The sequence below is a fragment of the Rhodocytophaga rosea genome, assembly GCF_010119975.1.
In the GTDB taxonomy this organism is placed as follows: Bacteria; Bacteroidota; Bacteroidia; order Cytophagales; family 172606-1; genus Rhodocytophaga; species Rhodocytophaga rosea.
Window position 1 is genome coordinate 8,680,278 of the sequence record NZ_CP048222.1, and the last position, 16,910, is coordinate 8,697,187.

Annotated in this window: 13 protein-coding genes; 5 read left to right on the top strand and 8 right to left on the bottom strand. The window is 41.4% G+C overall.

Translation table 11 applies throughout. From position 1 onward, the window contains the following. Positions 1-48 precede the first annotated feature (48 nt). The 4 genes from GXP67_RS35585 to GXP67_RS35600 all read right to left on the bottom strand — a co-directional run bounded on the left by GXP67_RS35585 (position 49) and on the right by GXP67_RS35600 (position 6,114). On the bottom strand, positions 49-657 hold the full coding sequence (locus GXP67_RS35585) for a hypothetical protein (RefSeq protein ID WP_162447540.1): 609 nt from the start codon (positions 655-657) through the stop codon (positions 49-51). Positions 658-867: 210 nt separating this feature from the next. Further along, positions 868-2,592, bottom strand: a complete 1,725-nt coding sequence (locus GXP67_RS35590) for a tail fiber domain-containing protein (protein ID WP_162447541.1) — start codon at positions 2,590-2,592, stop codon at positions 868-870. Between the two features lie 544 nt (positions 2,593-3,136). Beyond that, on the bottom strand, positions 3,137-4,729 hold the full coding sequence (locus GXP67_RS35595) for an ATP-dependent DNA ligase (protein ID WP_162447542.1): 1,593 nt from the start codon (positions 4,727-4,729) through the stop codon (positions 3,137-3,139). Positions 4,730-4,878: 149 nt separating this feature from the next. Next, the gene (locus GXP67_RS35600) at positions 4,879-6,114 is read right to left on the bottom strand and encodes an exo-beta-N-acetylmuramidase NamZ family protein (RefSeq protein ID WP_162447543.1); all 1,236 of its coding nucleotides are present in this window, start codon (positions 6,112-6,114) and stop codon (positions 4,879-4,881) included. A gap of 193 nt (positions 6,115-6,307) precedes the next feature. Between GXP67_RS35600 and GXP67_RS35605 the strand changes: the two genes are divergently transcribed. After that, on the top strand, positions 6,308-7,534 hold the full coding sequence (locus tag GXP67_RS35605) for an ABC transporter permease (RefSeq protein WP_162447544.1): 1,227 nt from the start codon (positions 6,308-6,310) through the stop codon (positions 7,532-7,534). Positions 7,535-7,678: 144 nt separating this feature from the next. Here the strand turns inward: GXP67_RS35605 and GXP67_RS35610 are convergent, their stop codons facing one another. Next, positions 7,679-8,452 (bottom strand): polyprenol monophosphomannose synthase, encoded by a 774-nt coding sequence (locus GXP67_RS35610; RefSeq protein WP_162447545.1) that lies wholly within the window; start codon positions 8,450-8,452, stop codon positions 7,679-7,681. A 240-nt stretch (positions 8,453-8,692) separates the two neighbouring features. Between GXP67_RS35610 and GXP67_RS35615 the strand changes: the two genes are divergently transcribed. The 4 genes from GXP67_RS35615 (at position 8,693) to GXP67_RS35630 (ending at position 11,542) form a co-directional block, all read left to right on the top strand. Continuing rightward, entirely contained in the window at positions 8,693-9,052 is a 360-nt protein-coding gene (locus GXP67_RS35615; protein WP_162447546.1) for a CoA-binding protein, read from the top strand. Positions 9,053-9,126: 74 nt separating this feature from the next. Next, the gene (locus GXP67_RS35620; protein ID WP_162447547.1) at positions 9,127-9,948 is read left to right on the top strand and encodes a hypothetical protein; all 822 of its coding nucleotides are present in this window, start codon (positions 9,127-9,129) and stop codon (positions 9,946-9,948) included. A 162-nt stretch (positions 9,949-10,110) separates the two neighbouring features. Then, complete coding sequence (locus GXP67_RS35625) at positions 10,111-10,758, top strand: ceramidase (protein WP_162447548.1); 648 nt, start codon at positions 10,111-10,113, stop codon at positions 10,756-10,758. A gap of 142 nt (positions 10,759-10,900) precedes the next feature. Further along, on the top strand, positions 10,901-11,542 hold the full coding sequence (locus GXP67_RS35630; RefSeq protein ID WP_162447549.1) for a DedA family protein: 642 nt from the start codon (positions 10,901-10,903) through the stop codon (positions 11,540-11,542). A gap of 102 nt (positions 11,543-11,644) precedes the next feature. Here GXP67_RS35630 and GXP67_RS35635 read toward each other — a convergent pair whose 3' ends face one another. The 3 genes from GXP67_RS35635 to GXP67_RS35645 form a co-directional block, all read right to left on the bottom strand. Continuing rightward, on the bottom strand, positions 11,645-13,465 hold the full coding sequence (locus tag GXP67_RS35635) for an erythromycin esterase family protein (RefSeq protein ID WP_162447550.1): 1,821 nt from the start codon (positions 13,463-13,465) through the stop codon (positions 11,645-11,647). A 97-nt stretch (positions 13,466-13,562) separates the two neighbouring features. Then, the gene (locus tag GXP67_RS35640) at positions 13,563-15,353 is read right to left on the bottom strand and encodes an alpha-amylase family protein (protein WP_162447551.1); all 1,791 of its coding nucleotides are present in this window, start codon (positions 15,351-15,353) and stop codon (positions 13,563-13,565) included. Between the two features lie 271 nt (positions 15,354-15,624). Then, positions 15,625-16,860: a leucine-rich repeat domain-containing protein gene (locus tag GXP67_RS35645; RefSeq protein WP_162447552.1), complete on the bottom strand. Its 1,236-nt coding sequence runs from the start codon at positions 16,858-16,860 to the stop codon at positions 15,625-15,627. Positions 16,861-16,910 lie beyond the last annotated feature (50 nt).

A 16,910-nucleotide genomic window follows, 5' to 3' on the forward strand; every position in this document is an offset into this window, starting at 1 on the left:
ACTCATAGCATGGCTTTTTTATGGAATAGATTTACAAATTTCTATATTTTACTTATCCGTATTTCCGGAAAGGATAAACGTATTATTCCCGAAAGTATATTCAATCTTCCTTTTAAGAGAAGACTCATTTTGCAGCGTAAACTCCCGGATCAACCTGTCTTTGGTCACGTAAAAAGTATCCTGGCCTATATACCCTTTTTGTAGTTCCGGCGAAAGGTCCGGTAATACAATATCTGCCTGCTTATTCTGGCCATCAATTTCATGCGCATACAGACTGCCTTTGTTATCTGTACGGCTTTGGGTAACTACAATCACTTCTGCCTGCATATCTGCATCCATATCAGTAATAAACGCATTGATAATGCGTCCCTCCCGCTGTCCACTGATGGAAAAATACTCATTAGAAAGTTTATCTGATTTAAGTATGAGGTAATTGCCTTTAGATTCAGAACCCCAGCTAAGCACATCGAACGTAAGTGTATCATTTACTTTAAATTGCTTGTGGTAAGTAAACAGATTATCCAGGGATGTCGGGCTGTTTTCAGTTTCAACTGCTAGCGTATCAGTGTTTTTTGATTCAGAGGATACTATTTCCTGTTGGCTTCCATTCGTTGTTTGTGAATCGCAAGCCGTTAACAGCATGCTACTTATTAACACAGAAGTTAATAGGTAGAAAAGAGTATTTCTGCTGGGTTGAAAAATTCCGCTATTCCGTAAGTTCATAGGTTCCAAGGGCATATCTCGCTATACTGTTAGATAGCTTATGGCTCCTTACGTAAATTCTTGTTAAAACGGTTGGAATAATACGGCAGTACTGGTTAAATGTCTTAACAAAGCAGGTTCGCCTGTAAAAAGCGTTAATTGCTATCAGGGAGTAAGCACCAGCTTTTTGCTATCAATTTTTACTCCATCTACAAACAGGCTGTATACATATGTGCCGGCAGGGAACATGCCTGCTGCTATGGTTATTTCTCCATGAGTTTTGCCCCTCATATCAAAGCTTTTTACTTCTTGTCCGGTAGAGGAATAGACTTTAATAAAGGCACTGCTGGCCGAAAGGGGAAGGCTGTAGGGAATGGTAGTGATTTGATTGGCAGGGTTAGGCAGGTTCTGCCCTAACCTGGCTTGCTCGTTGCCTGCTGCCGGTATATGTTTCAATACTAATTCTTTCAGTGCTGCCAGTTCTTGTTTGAGGTCTTGATTCTCCTGTTTTAACTCTTTCACAGCATTCACCAGAATATAGGTAAGGGCCGTGGCATCATAATCCAGATATTTCTCTTGTGCGCCTGTAGAATCCTGATAAGTAAACTCCCCGACCATGTAAGGAGCGATCTGTTGCATCTCCTGGGCAATCACCCCTACATATTCTTTCTCAGTAGGCAAGCCTGCTTTGCCATTGTATCGGAAAGTAACTGGTCGTATCTGCTCAAGTACTGCCAGACCTTCTGTGAAGTCTTTGATATTTTGTTTGAGCTTCTTATCCGAGGCAGCTATCCAGCTTCCTCCACCAGGCTTAGCCGCAGCACCATTGGCATGCAGCAGGTAGCCGGGAGAAGCCGTGCCTATGCCTACCTTGATGGTAGCAGTGGCTCCATTGGTTCCATTGATCGAACCTAGCACCATTGCATCCGATACATTTACCCTGGCCCGGTGGCCAATGGCAGTGGCATTGGAAAGAGTAGCCGAAGAAGGACCGGATAAATAGCCTAAGGCTGTATTTTTATTGCCTGTGGTATTGACTGAGCCGGCAGAGTTGCCAAGGAAAGTATTTTCATAACCCGAGCTGTTGTTCTGCCCAGTTGACCTGCCCATAAATACATTATGATAGCCATTCACATTGTTGAACCCGGCTTCACTGCCCACAAAGGTATTGATTCCCCCGGTAGAGGTTTTCTCTCCGGCACTTTTGCCGATAAAGGTGTTATTACTAGAAGTAGTAGCATACCCTGCTCCATTGCCCACAAAGCTGTTATTGGTGCCGGTTGTGTTGGAGTAACCAGCTTCATTGCCCAGAAAGCTGTTGTAGGAACCGGTTGTGTTGGAGCGGCCAGCATCATCACCTAGGAAGCTGTTGGAAGAGCCGCTTGTGTTGGAGTAACCAGCTCGGTAACCCACAAAATTGTTGCCAGAGCCGGTTGTGTTGGAGTAACCAGCTTGATAACCCACAAAAATATTGTCAGAGCCACTTGTGTTGGAGTAACCAGCTCGGTAACCCACAAAATTGTTGCCAATGCCGGTTGTATTGGAGAAACCGGCCGCATATCCAAGAAAGCTGTTGGCCGAGCCGTATGTGTTGTAAAAACCTGCATAACCGCCTAGAAAGCTGTTATAGTCGCCGTTTATATTGGAGAAACCGGCTGCATAGCCAAGAAAGCTATTGCCATTGCCGATTGTATGGGAGTAACCGGCCTGGTAACCCACAAAACTGTTGCGAGAACCGGTAGAGCTTCTCCCGGCGTAAGAACCTACGTGTACATTATAACTGCCATTTTTGCCCGAGCCAACGCCAGCATAGTAATTTTGTCCATAACTAATGGATACGCCAAGCAGCAGGCTCAGAGACAGAAAAGAGAACTGTATAAATTTTTTCATCAGTAGAAGGTTTAAGTAGGAAGAAAGCAATAGAAAAAGATAGTGAATCAATAAAAGGAATACAAATACAGCTTTTGCTGGAGTTACGGTTTCCATACCATCAATAAGACATCCTTTGACCATCCTTACAGTTTGCGAACATCTGGTTACGAAATACACGGGAAAGCTGTAAGACTCTAACCATAGGTAACTATAAAAAGGATTGCAATCTATAAGCGGTAATTGCTTATTAGTAACTATTTTTATAAAAAGTTAACATGCTGGTAGTGAAAAAATTATTGCCAGTTTTCCATCATATACTAGATAAAAGTTCCGCACAAAGCAAGGGCTTATCTATCTACAATAATTGCCGGATATGTTTGCAATAGTTTTCAGTAGGAATAAGCGATACCCAGATAAGTAGTTTGAAAAGAACTCAGAAAGGATACAACCTAAAAAACTAAAAGAAATAGCCTTTACAAAGCAGTGTTTATTACTGGGATAAAATAGAAGTTAAAGCTCAGAAAATCAAGGAAAATACAAGATTTTGCACCATGGAACGATGCTAGGCAGTATATATTTTCAACAGGTCACGTAATTGATCCAGTGTATCGGCTTCGTTCACTTTTTTATCATGTCGCCACCGGAGTATTCTTGGGAAACGCACCGCTACCCCAGATTTGTGCCGGCTGGATGCCTGAATGCCTTCGAAGGCTATCTCAAAGACCAGTTCTGGTTTTACAGTACGCACCGGCCCAAATTTTTCGTAGGTATTTTTCTTCACAAAGGCATCTACCTGGCCAATCTCTTTATCAGTTAAACCGGAATAGGCTTTGGCAAAAGGCACCAGGGTTTCGCCATCCCATACACCAAAGGTATAATCGGTAAATAAATCTGCCCGGCGGCCATGTCCTTTCTGGGCATAGATCAACACCCCATCAATGGTAAGAGGTTCAATTTTCCATTTCCACCAATCTCCCCTTTTGCGGCCTACCTGGTAACTGGAAGCCAGCCGTTTTAACATCAGGCCTTCGGCAAAATTCTCCCTCGATTGCATACGGATTTTGGTAAGTTCTTCCCAGCTGGTAAAAGGAACAGCATCCGAATAGGTAATAATATCAGAAGCCAGTGAATCTACTACCTGTTCCAGTAATTGCCTCCGTACAGATAATGGCTCAGTCCGGATGTCTTTTCCCTGCCATTCAAGTAGATCATAAGCACACACCATAACCGGGGCTTCTTTCAAGGATTTAGCGGTCAGGTTTTTACGGCCAATCCGGGTTTGCAGGGTACCAAAGTTCATGATCTTTCCTTCGTAAAAAGGCAGAATCTCGCCATCTATTACCGCACCATCTGGCATTTGATCTTTCAGGTGATGAAATTCCGGAAATTTATCCGTTACCAAGTCCTCCCCTCTCGACCAGATGAACAACTCTCCCTGCCGCTTAATAATTTGCGAACGGATGCCGTCCCACTTCCATTCTGCCTGCCAGTCTGCTGGCTCTCCCAGAAAATCAGGCGTATCTTCAATGGCATACGCCAGAAAGAAGGGATAGGGTCGGGAAAGCTGCCCTACTTCCTGTTTATCTGAGATCAGTTCGTCAAAGGTAATTTCAGTAGGCTTCCATTTTCCCATCAGGCGGTGGGCAATCACTGAAGTTTCAATGCCAGTTAGTTCAGCTATGGCCTTGGTAGCCAGGTTCTGGGAAACGCCGATCCGGAAACCGCCGGTCATGAGTTTGATAAATACCATGCGTTCCATCTGGTTGAGTTCTTCCCAGGCCGCAATGATCAGTTCTTTGCGTTCAAACTCATCTGCTCCATCCAGCGATTGTAAAAAAGCCATCCATTCCGATAAACTTTTATCGGAGGATTTTTTGGGAGGCGGCAACATTAATGCCATCGCTTCTGCCAGATCGCCTACCACATGATATGATTCTTCAAAAAGCCAGGGTGGAATTTCACTCACTTCGGTAGCCCAGGTGCGGAGCAAGGTAGTATTGATTTGCCGTTTGGGTCGTTTTCCGGTAAGTAAGGCAATCGCCCATACTTTATCAGCATCCGAAGCCTGAGCCAGATAGTTTTTCAAAATGGCTACTTTGTCGTTGGTCTTATTGGTCTGGTCGAGTTCGGTAAAAAGCCGGGCAAAATTTTTCATGAATGTCTGGAACCTGGATTACTCAAATCAAGGGATTGTTGGGATTACATACCTGTATAGATTAACTTGCTAGAAAGTTTATGGATACTCTTAGAAAGAATATTACATCCTGTTCATCTCAAAATCCCATACTTCCAGGTTCCAGACAATTACGGATACAACAGATATTTGTTCCGCATAGCTTTGTAAGCTTGCAGTTCCTGTTGCCAGCTTTGTTTGATCTGTGCTTCTGTCATCCCGCTCTCTATGTGCTTGCGTACCTGATCTGTTCCGGTAAGGGTATTAAAGTAAGGCTTGAAGAATTTTGTTTTGTCCGGCGCTTTCTTATACATATCAATTACCAGTTGAATGGATAAATGATTGAGCGTATCCTGGCGGAAATCCTGTCCGTAACACTTCACATTGGCATGTGGCGGATTTTTAGCATAAGGCAGGTCTTTGGGTGTAAAGGTAAAATTGCCAAAACCAGGATCTGGTGCCCCAATTACCTGGAATGGATAATCTGTTCCCCGGCCTACACTTAACATGGTTCCTTCAAATAAACAGGTAGTCGGATATAAGCGGATAGATTGCTGGTTGGGAAGGTTGGGAGAAGGTTTTACCGGCAGTATATATTCCGTCTGGTGGGTATATTCTTTCACCGGGATTACTTTCAAATTACAGGATTTGCCACCTGCCAGCCATTTTTCTCCATTGATCATCTGCGCCAGTTCACCTACGGTTAAGCCGTGTACAATCGGAATGGGATGCATGCCCACAAAAGATTTAAAAGCAGGTTTGAGAATAGGTCCGTCTATATAATGGCCATTGGGATTAGGGCGGTCAAGCACAATGACTTGCTTAGCATTTTCCGCACAAGCTTCCATTACATAATGCATCGTACTGATATAGGTAAAAAACCTGGTGCCTACGTCCTGAATATCAAAAATAACCAGGTCAATATCGGCGAGTTGTTCGGCAGTGGGCTTTTTATTTTTGCCATACAGGGAAACCAGAGGCAAACCTGTATTTGGGTCAATTTCGTTTTTCAGGGTTTCACCATTGGATGCCTCTCCCCGGAAGCCATGTTCGGGAGCAAATATTTTCCGGATATTGATTTTATGACTCAGCAAGGTATCTACCAGGTGCGTATTTCCCACCAGTGACGTATGATTTACGACCATTGCCACTTGTTTCCCTGCTAGTTCCGGCAAATAGGCATTGAGTTGCTGGGCACCGGTCAGTAATTGGGCAGCCTCCTTCTTTGGTGGTTCCGGCTCTGGCTGGCTGGATGTTGGCGCAGCAGGTATTTGTTTTTCAGGGAGCGAAGCTATTGGGGAACTTGCCGGTTTCTGGGCACAACTCCAGCTAAGCACAATAGCTATGGTAAAAGGTAAGAGCTTCATAATAAAAATGAAAGATGGAACGCAAATAAGGTAAAGTTCAAATATTCTTTAACACGCATATGCAAAAAATCATGCCGCATACAAACAAACTAAGATTTAATAAAATTAGTATATGAAATCCGGCTATTCCAGCCAAACTTGCCGTTTAACAAATTAATTAGTTACTTGCCACATTCGCAAACTATAGGTTTCATTGAATATAGCCTTATTTATTGCCCGCCGCATTCAACATACACAGGGTAAATCTTTTTCTTCTACCGTCGCCCGGATCGGAGTAGCCAGTATTGCCATTGGAATAGCGGTAATGATTGTTTCTTTTGCGATTCTGGGTGGATTTAAAGAGACTATTCAGCGAAAGATATTCAGCTTTGGTGCCCATTTACAGGTTAACCAGTTTTCAGTGAACCGCTCGTTTGAAGAATTGCCCGTATCTACCAATACCGATCTTTACCAGCATTATCAGAAAATTCCCGAAATCAGCAGTATTCAGGTATATAGCCACAAAGCCGGACTGCTCAAAACGGAAGAAGATCTGCTGGGGGTTTTTCTGAAAGGAATCGGAAAAGATTTTAACCTGCAGGCATTCAATCAGAATATGGTAGATGGAAAGTTTATTTCCTTCAGCGATACAGCCTATTCTAAAGAAATTGTGATCAGCCGGAAAATTGCTGCCCAGTTGCGGCTGAAAGTAAAAGATGAAGTACTCTTGTATTTTGTCCAGAATGCCCAGAGCAGACCACGGGTAAGAAAATTAACTGTGAGTGGCATTTATGAAACCGGGATGGAGGAATTTGACGAAAGTGTAGTACTGGGGGATATCCGGCTGATTCAGCGGCTCAATGACTGGAGTGATACCCTGGTAGGTGGATATGAGATATACCTGAAAGATTTTGCCCAGCTGGAACCAGCCGCTGATAAAGTATATGACCTGATGGATTTTGATATGCAGGTAGAAACGATCAAAGACAAATACATTCAGGTATTCGACTGGCTTTCGCTGCTCAACCGGAATGTGGCCATTTTTCTGAGCCTGATTTTGTTTGTTGCCTGCTTTAATATGGTGGCTATTCTGATTATTCTGATTATGGAACGTACGCAGATGATCGGCATTTTAAAATCGGTAGGTGCTACCCAAAGCCAGGTAAGACGGATATTTTTACTGGGAGGCGTTCAGCTCATTACCAGAGGATTATTGTGGGGAAATGTTCTGGGAATTGGCTTTTGTGCGCTACAATACTATTTTAAGTTGATTCCTCTGGATGTGGAAGCTTATTATATGAACACCGTACCCATCGCCTGGGACTGGCCTATCTTTATACTGGTAAATCTGGCGGTGCTGTTATTGGTTACGCTGGTGCTCATTATTCCCACCATTATCATTGGGAGAATTCAACCGGTACAAGCCTTGCGGTTTGATTAGTATTGTCAGAGATTAGGATTTGTAAGATTACAAGATGAAAGGATTAATTAAATTACAGACAATAATTCCTTAAATATATAATCCTGGTTACAGACAACTAATCCTTCAATCCATTAATCCAATAAATCCTAATGCCAGACTAATTTACCCCACTGATTTTTCAAGTTTGGATACTTCCAGGAAATCATGAGAGGCATAACTTCTGAAAAAACTATTGATCTTCATTTGTAATACGCCAAAAACAGCTTCCTTGAAGATACCTCTAGTCATTTTGGATTGCCCTTTGGTGCGGTCAGTGAAAATGATCGGCACTTCTTTGATTTTAAAGCCATATTTCCAGGCGGAAAACTTCATTTCGATCTGAAAGGCATATCCTACAAACCGGACTTTATCCATATTGATGGTTTCCAGCACTTTGCGGCGGTAGCATTTAAAACCTGCTGTTGTATCCCGGATGGGCATTCCGGTAATAAACCGTACATAGTGACTGGCAAAATACGACATCAGCACCCGGCTCATAGGCCAGTTTACTACATTTACCCCGGTTACATACCTGGAGCCAATGGCTACATCATTTCCTTGTTTGGCACAAGCCTGGTAGAGTTTGACGAGGTCTTTTGGATTGTGAGAAAAATCGGCATCCATTTCGAACACATACTTGTAGCCTTCCTGTAATGCATATTTGAAACCGTGAATGTAAGCCGTGCCTAAACCCTGTTTACCCGTTCTTTCCAGCAGGTGAAGCCTACCCGTAAATTCCTGCTGTAGATTTCTGACTTTTTCGGCTGTGCCATCCGGAGAGCCATCATCTATAATCAGCACGTCAAAAGGGACAGGCAATGAGAAAATTTTGCGGATAATGTCCTCCACATTCTCAATTTCGTTGTAGGTGGGAATAACGACGATACATTCTTTCACGGGATAATATAGCGTTTAGGTTGGCACAACGTAAATTAACACAAAATTAAAATATTTTGATATATTGTATTATTTTTTTAACATTCTTTTAACATATTTCATTCAACTCACCCTATTAAAATTTGTTTCGTTTACAATAAAATTAAATGACTTATGCGTACCAGGCACAAAAATACTGCACAATCGCTTAGGGAACATATTTCAAGTCTTTTGTTGTTCAGAAAAAAACCATTATTAATTATGAAAAAAACCGTGATTCTGGGTGCTACTGATAATCCTTACCGTTTTGCCTATAAAGCCGCTCACAGCCTGCTGCGTCATGGACATCCAATCGCCCTGGTTGGTATTAAAAAAGGCAGCGTCGCCGGGCAGCCTATTTTGAACGGCAGGCCGGAATTAGGAGAAGTGGATACTGTTACCTTATATGTAGGACCGCAAAACCAGGTAGAATGGTACGATTACATTATCAACCTGAAACCCAAACGGATCATTTTTAACCCTGGCACCGAAAACGAAGAATTAGAGCAACGGGCTAGGCAGAACGGCATCCAGACGATTGAGGGCTGTACGCTGGTAATGCTCAATGCTGGTATGTATTAGTCATTGAACAGTTATCATTGGTCAGTAGTAAGATTCTCTTTATTTTATTTGTGTATAATCAGAAAACTCTGTTCTTGGTTTTATTATCTCTGATTTGTTTTGCCTGCAAACGAGAGAAAGAACAACTCATTGGGCACTGGCATATAGAAGATGGTTCAGGCAGTTACCAGGCTTTTGATATTACCGATAGTTTGACTATAGAAAGGTTTGAGTTTGAGCAGTCCAGTTATTTTCCAGCACGATTTTATGACGGAAAGTTGTATTATCAAGGCTATGATGATGCGCCTCCAGGAGATAAATCATGTCCTATTCTGTTAAAAGGAGACTCACTAATTAATACTTTTTGTACTGTTAATGGATTTACTGCAATAAGGCTGCCTGATTGTAATCTAAAGAAAGATTACTTAAGTGAAATGTATTTAAAAATCAGTTTACCAATCTCAAGAGAATGTAGTGTGTTAGATAGTAATCATTATGTTTCATTTATTTCAATGGGTAAGCCTCAACGATATTTATATACTGGTCCCGGTGCTCATAAAAAAGATACCATACTTACTCAGGTACATGATGTTCTTCTTCCTCTTTCCGCCATCCCAGAATTTTTGCATAGGGAATCATTAGCGGAGAATGGAGAGCACCTAGATATAAATGTATGCCTGAATCTCGATAAAGACATTCCTCTATCTGCCATACAAAGCGTTGTTGAGGAAGTTGTAAAATATAAATCTGTAAAAAAGTTGTATTTCGCCTGCCAGGACCATTCACCCGATCTTATTCCGTACACTGGCATTGAGGTAAATGTAGAGAAACTTCTGGAAGCATTACAAAGCAAGCAATATAGTCAACTGGGCATCCAGCAAATCCTAACCACCCATCTGCACACCATTACAGATTAAAATTCTCCCACACAACTTTAATCTCATAAGCGAACCAAACTTAATTCAAAAACGTACATTTTTATACTAATGCTTTTATAGCTTCTTCTTGCACCTTATTTGATTACCTATGTTAGTAGAGTTGCTTGCTTTCGCTGAGGTATTCCCCCAGATGGCGGTCCTGTGTATGCAGAAACAGATTTAACACGTTTTGTGGCAGAGCCCTGGAATGCCTATTCTTCCCTCACTTTTTTAATTCCTGTTATTTACTGGTTTTTGAAGCTCCGCAAGCATTACCGGGAGTACCCTTTTTTGATTATGTGTATGCCACTACTTGCACTGGGAGGTATTGGAAGCACATTATACCATGCCTTCCGCAATTCGGTATTTTTTCTCCGGATGGATGTATTGCCTATTGCGATACTTACCCTGCTGGTGAGCCTGTATTTCTGGTGGAAATCGGTAGGAAGGTGGGAGTATGTAGCTTTAATTGCTATCGCTTTTATTGGTACGCGAATATTTATTTACCGGGAGGTAGTGTTAGCCCAGCAACAGGCCATTAATCTTTCGTATTTTATTACCGGTATTATGATTTTTTTGCCAGCTTTTTTGTTGCTGCTCAGAACCAGCTATACCGGTACAAAAGTCATTATACTGGCCACCGTCTTTTTTATATTTTCGCTGGTCTTCCGGCAAATCGACTCCCAGTTTTTTGCCCTGCCCATGGGTACCCACTGGCTCTGGCATACCTGCTGTGCCATTGGTGCCTTTTTTCTGGCACAATACCTCTACATCATTGCTAATGTAGCGAGGCAGAAAGTAAATGCCTGAATTCTTCCATGGTCAGTAGGTATTTGTGATTGATTTATTTTGGTAATAATTAATTAGTTTTTATTCATTCTACTAATAATCTGCAAATGACCCATAACTACTGACCAAAACTTTACGAAACTGTATCGAGTTTAAGCATGATATGACGCTTCTGTATGAAATATTAGCCATCCTTCCCGATAACGAAAGCCTGATTCAATGGGGTGGACTGGCATTGATTGCCGCTCTTGTATTTATTGAAACCGGCTTGCTGATTGGTTTGATAGTTCCTGGCGGAGAAACACTATTATTTACTGCCGGTTTACTTTGTGGCACACAGACCCTCAATACTTCATTGTTTGTACTAATTATTTGCTTGATTGGCGCTGCTTTGGCCGGAGATAGTACCGGGTATTTCATTGGCCGGAAGCTGGGTAAGCGCCTGCATCACAGAAAAGATTCTTTGATCTTTAAAAAGCGCTATTTATTGCAGGCGGAAGATTTTTATAAAAAGAATGGCAAATCAGCCTTGATCCTGGGAAAATTCATCCCCATTATCCGCACGTTTAACCCATTAGTTTCTGGAACGTCCCGAATGGAATATCATATCTTTATTATGTATGCGCTGATCGCGTGTATTCTTTATATTGGTTCGCTGGTGACAGCCGGCTATTTTCTGGGTCAGCAGTTCCCCCAGATCAAAGATTATATCGGGTACATTTTGCCAGTCCTGGTTATTCTGTTGCTTATTCCAGTAATTGTTAAGTTTGTGAAAGAAAGGAAAAAGGCAAGCCAGCATGAATAGCTATTTCTTCAAACGAAATAAAATCTTGCAACAACCCTCATAATAAGATAAAGGGTAAATAGTCTAGTGTAGAGTTTTATGCTATGCCCTCTTATTCATTTTTTATAACGCCTTAGCTGCCGTAGATTCTTTTAGGAATAGTATCAGATCAAATTCTTTCACAATTTGGGTTTGAGAAAACTCTCTTCTAGTAGCCATAGCTCCTACAGTGCGAAAATAGCGAGGTTCAAATAGCCACTGTGTTGCTTTTGATAAAGATATTTTTCTTAAATCAAGCATAAAAGCTGATGAATTAACTTTATCAAAAAACTGCTCGTAGCTACCCACTTGAGCCGGCTCAGCCTTTATGGTGGCTATCTTACCAGAAGCGGGATCAATACCACGGTAGCTGCCTTGTCCAAAAGCAAACCCAACATTAATATACTTTTCTTTATAAGTATCTTTTAGATAACGGCCCATGGGTCTTACATCTACATACATACCTTGGTTACTTACATGCCCATTATGAGCCCATACGACTACTTTTTCTTTAGGATATTTACCTAACAGGTAGTGCAGGTTATCAGCCATACAGGCATCCCGGTAACCTGCAGCCTCTTTCAGAGGTAATAGATGAAACTCAATAAACTGATTTAGCAAGAGTAAGTCTTGTCTTAAAGTGGATAGTTCATCTAATGTTAGAATATTTAAATAATATCCTTTTTGTAATTCTATCCGTTCGTGAAGTAATCTGCAAGCCAATCTGGCTTTTGACTGCAATTGGCTTGACATCATTCCTGCTCTGGTATTGGTTGTACGAACAGTTTTAATAAACTCTTTTATTGGCTGTAGCGAGTTTTTTAATAAAGTATCTCTCTTCTCTGCAAATTGCCAGAGGTTATCCATAGCTACTTCAGGCACTTGCATATCAAATCCGGTAAATTTTACCTTTGTTGTACTTTTCATGTTATACTTTCTCATCCAGGAAATCAGCCCTAATATCTCCTCCGTATTCCATGTCCAGAAACCCAAACCAGTGAGCAGTTGTCTAGGATCTCCTTCTCCTGCTAATACATATTGATTTAATCTATCAGCTGCTCCCATATCAGCTTCAATGGCAAATAAACTGAAACCATGTTGCTCGACTAAATAGCGAAGGAGGCGGTGTTTCATCAAAAATATTTCTCTTGAACCATGACTTACTTCCCCTAATCCTACAATTTGAGCAGTTCCCATGATAGACTTAATGAAGTAAAGGTCTTCTAAGGGAACTGCAGGATTAAAGGTTTGAAGTGGAAGATTATACTTTTGGAGCCAGTCAATTTCTATTTGAGAAGGAGTTCTTGCAGAAGCAGTTGTAGCCGAACTATCAGGTTCTATTATGGGTATGTCCGGATAAGGTATACTATCAAGCAAGATAGTTGCCTTGTCAAACCAAACTTTTCCTGATCCAAACATGCGAAATCCAAAAGCAACTTGGCCAGCTTCTAAAGGAACAGGAATCTGTAGCTTGTACGGATGCCATTTGCCAAAGCTTTTCAAGGTATCCATTCGTAGCACATCATTAAGTCTATCTACTTTGCCTTGTACAGCAATATAGGTTTGTATAACAATAGGTTTCTCCGCACGCGCCAGCACTTGCAAGGTTAAAAGTTTACCTTTAACAGAATCTACCGGTAATTTATTGGTATAAATTGTAAAAAAAGCCGTTGGTTGAGCAAGCTTACTTTCTATAACCAAACTTCCTTTTCCTTCAGTTGCTAGGGTTGTGTCAATGTAAAAAACATAATTTGGTCCTTTTGTATACCAAAGTTTTAGAGGTTGATTCCCATTAACATGAGGCTCAAAACTCAGATTAAGAATGGACTGGCCTAAGAGCGGAAAAGTGATCAGTAATGAAATAAAACAGAAGAATATTTTCACTGGTCTTTTGATATACAACAAAATTGATTGATAGTTTAGTATGATCTTCGCTCCAGTATTTTATTCAATAAAGCATAACACATATATAAAGTCGAAAAACTTAATACTGCAATCAATCTTATTTTTCCTCTATCTCAAATATATAAGCGCCTAAGGGTTCCAGAGTTACAGGTATGCCTGTTTGCGAATTCTTCCTATCTGTAGCATCGTTTCCTTTAAAGCTTATACTTTTACCTGACAATAAAATATCAGTTACCTGAAAGTCTTTATTTACATCTACATTCATCAGGGCAAAGGCATTGGCAGGAATTTTCAGTTTAATCTGTTTTGCCTGATTATCATCAAAATTTACCAAAATCAGCAATTTCTGAGCACTGGTAAAGCGCAGATAGGCATATACTTTCCGGCCATCATACTGAGCATTCTGTGAATTAGGAGCCTGCAGGTCATAGAGTTTACCTTTTCGGATCGCCTCGTTCTCCTTCGATACGTTCAGCAGTTTGACATAAAAGTCTCTCAGCTTTTTTTGTTCTTCAACCAGTTGTCCTCCATCAAAAGCGCCGTTATTTACCCACTTCTGGTGTTCAGGTACACCCCAGTAATCAAAAATGGTAGTCCGGCCATCTTCTCCACCAAAACCTTCTGCGCCTCTGCCAGGCTCTCCTACTTCCTGCCCAAAATATACCATCACTGGTCCGGAATTCAACGTAGCACTCACCACCATGGCAGGAATTCCTTTTCTGGCAGAACCGGCAAACCCATCAGAAGCAATGCGCTGTTCATCGTGGTTTTCCAGAAAACGGAGCATATTATTATTAATTCCCTGTAATTGTTTCCAGTTCACAGGCAGATCATAGGCGCCAGCCCGGTTCTGTATCACGGCTTTCAGGGAATCGTACAAACCTACTTTGTCGTAGAGATACGTGAATTTTCCATTTTCAATATAATTGCGGTATTCGTTGGGATTATAGATCTCGGCAATAAATACAATATCCTTGTTTACTTGCTGTACTTTTGGAATCACATAATTCCAGAATTCTACCGGCACCATTTCAGCCATATCACAGCGGAATCCATCTACTCCTTTTTGTGCCCAGAATACCAGAATATCCCGCATTTTTTCCCAGGTGTCCGGTATGGGCTCGAAGTGCCTGTTCCGGTTATTCTGAATATCTACGCCATAATTCAACTTAATGGTTTCAAACCATTCGTTAATGCCGGGAGATGGGGTAAACTGATCATTGCCGGTAACTTTGGCTGGTGTTTCATTGAACTTGCCATCTTTGGTGGGATGTGGCAGATCGCCCAGTGGCTTGTACTCAGAAGGAACCTGAAAACTGGTTCCTGGCAGGTAATAGAAATTATTGCCGGCCACAAATGATTTGCTTGTATCGTCATTTTCGCCCAGGTCTTTTATTCCCTTGGGCCTGGCATCTGAATGGTAGCTTCGGGCTACATGGTTGGGTACAAAATCGATGAGTACTTTTAAACCAGCGGCATGGGTACGCCCGATTAAGGCTTCAAACTCCTGCATGCGATTGGGTACGTCCGCTGCCAGATCCGGGTTTATATCATAATAATCTTTGATAGCATACGGAGAACCGGCTCTGCCTTTCACCACATCCGCATCATCCAAGGGAATACCAAATCTGGTATAATCGGTCATGGTGGCATGCTCAATCACACCGGTATACCAAACGTGGGTAATGCCCATATTTTTGAGTTCACCCAGAGCTTTTTCATTGATGTCTTTAAATTTCCCAACGCCGTTTTCTTCCAGGGTGCCATAGGGTTTATTAGTGGTACTATTAGTATTTCCAAATAACCTGGTAAACATCTGGTATACAATCAATTTATGGTCCTGTACCTCTTCTTTAAGAAGATTTTCGTCATTAATATCTGCTTGCATAGTAGATTGTTTATTTTCGTTAGAAGTACACGCCCATAAGCACAGGCATACAATGGCGCAAATCCGTCTGGGGTTCATTCCTGATCATTTTTAACTTGTCGGTGATAGTCAGATAAACAGCAGGAGATAGGAAATTAAAAATCCATCTTTTACTGATGATCTGTAAATGAATGCGAATGGTAAATGTATATATATTAGGATATTATTCTACATTTTCCACGGAAATTTTGCCTTAAACGCTAAAGCTTTACTTTTTACAAAGCCTTCAGCACTAATCGGTTACTATTACTTCCCGTGCCCGCAAGCTGTTGAAAATTTCTTTATAGGGCATATATTCGGGAGAGTTTTTATTAATCGCATTATTATTCAGAAATAACATTTTCAGATGAGGCATTTCTGCCAGCTTCGGATTAAATTCCTCAATATAATTGTGTGAAATATCCAGATCCTGCAGGTTTTTTAGGGATACAATCTGAGTTGGAAAATAAGAAAAGTCATTGTTATTGATGTGTAAGGTCTTCAGTCCTTGTAACCGGCTGATACTTTCCGGCAGAAAACTCAGGCGGTTGTGGTGTACATACAGACCTTCCAGATGAGGCAAAGTGCCTACTTCTTCCGGAAGAAAACGGAGTTTATTAAAAGACAAGAACAGAACTTCTAAACGTTGCAGGTTATGAATCCGGGATAATAGCTCTGGTATTTCATTATAGGCCAGATCCAGCTCATACAGGTTTTTTAGTTCGTATATAGGCTCAGGTACAGCTGTCAGCTTGTTTTTGTAGAGGATAAGCGCAATCAGGTTCTGCAATTTTCCAGTTTCTGCCGGAAGTCGGGTAAGCTTATTAGATGCCAGATTCAGTTTAGTTAGGGAGCTTAAACCAGTAATCTGCATTGGTAGTGCCTCCAGGCTGTTCCTCGACAGGTTAATTTCTTGTAAGCCGGTAAGCCGCCGGATGGAGGGATGCACCGTAGTCAGATAGCTATTCGAATAATTTAAGCGCCGGATGTTGCGGCAATTTCCAAATCTGAGGGTCCGTTTAACAGGCTGATTCATTAAGGCTGTAATCAATGCAGTAATAGAGTCGCTTTTCACCCTGATTTCCGGCGTCCACATACCATTAAACTGCTTCATTACTTCGAAATTAGCCGCTTGCAGAGCGCTTATCCGCTTATTCTTATCAGCTGACCCATTTCCGGAAATATTGACCTGGGCAAGCGAATCGAATCTATTGAGTTTTGAAGGAAGCCTTCTCAGGTCATTATTAGCCAGGTTTAATACTTTCAGGTTTTCAAACTTATAAATGTTCTTTGGTATCCGCTTTAACGACTGATTGCTCAGGTTAAGATAATAGATAGTATCTGGCCTTGCAGATTGCATGGCTTTTTCCAGAGTGATCCATTGCTCAATCTGGTCAGAAAAATTAATAGTGAGTCTTGTTTTTTCTTGTGCCTGGGTAATAGATAGCGATAATATAAGTAAAAGCGCGGAAAGGATGGAAAATTTCATAGGGTTGAGCAGGTTCCGGTGGTTAGAACTAAATGAGTAGTTGAAGTTAA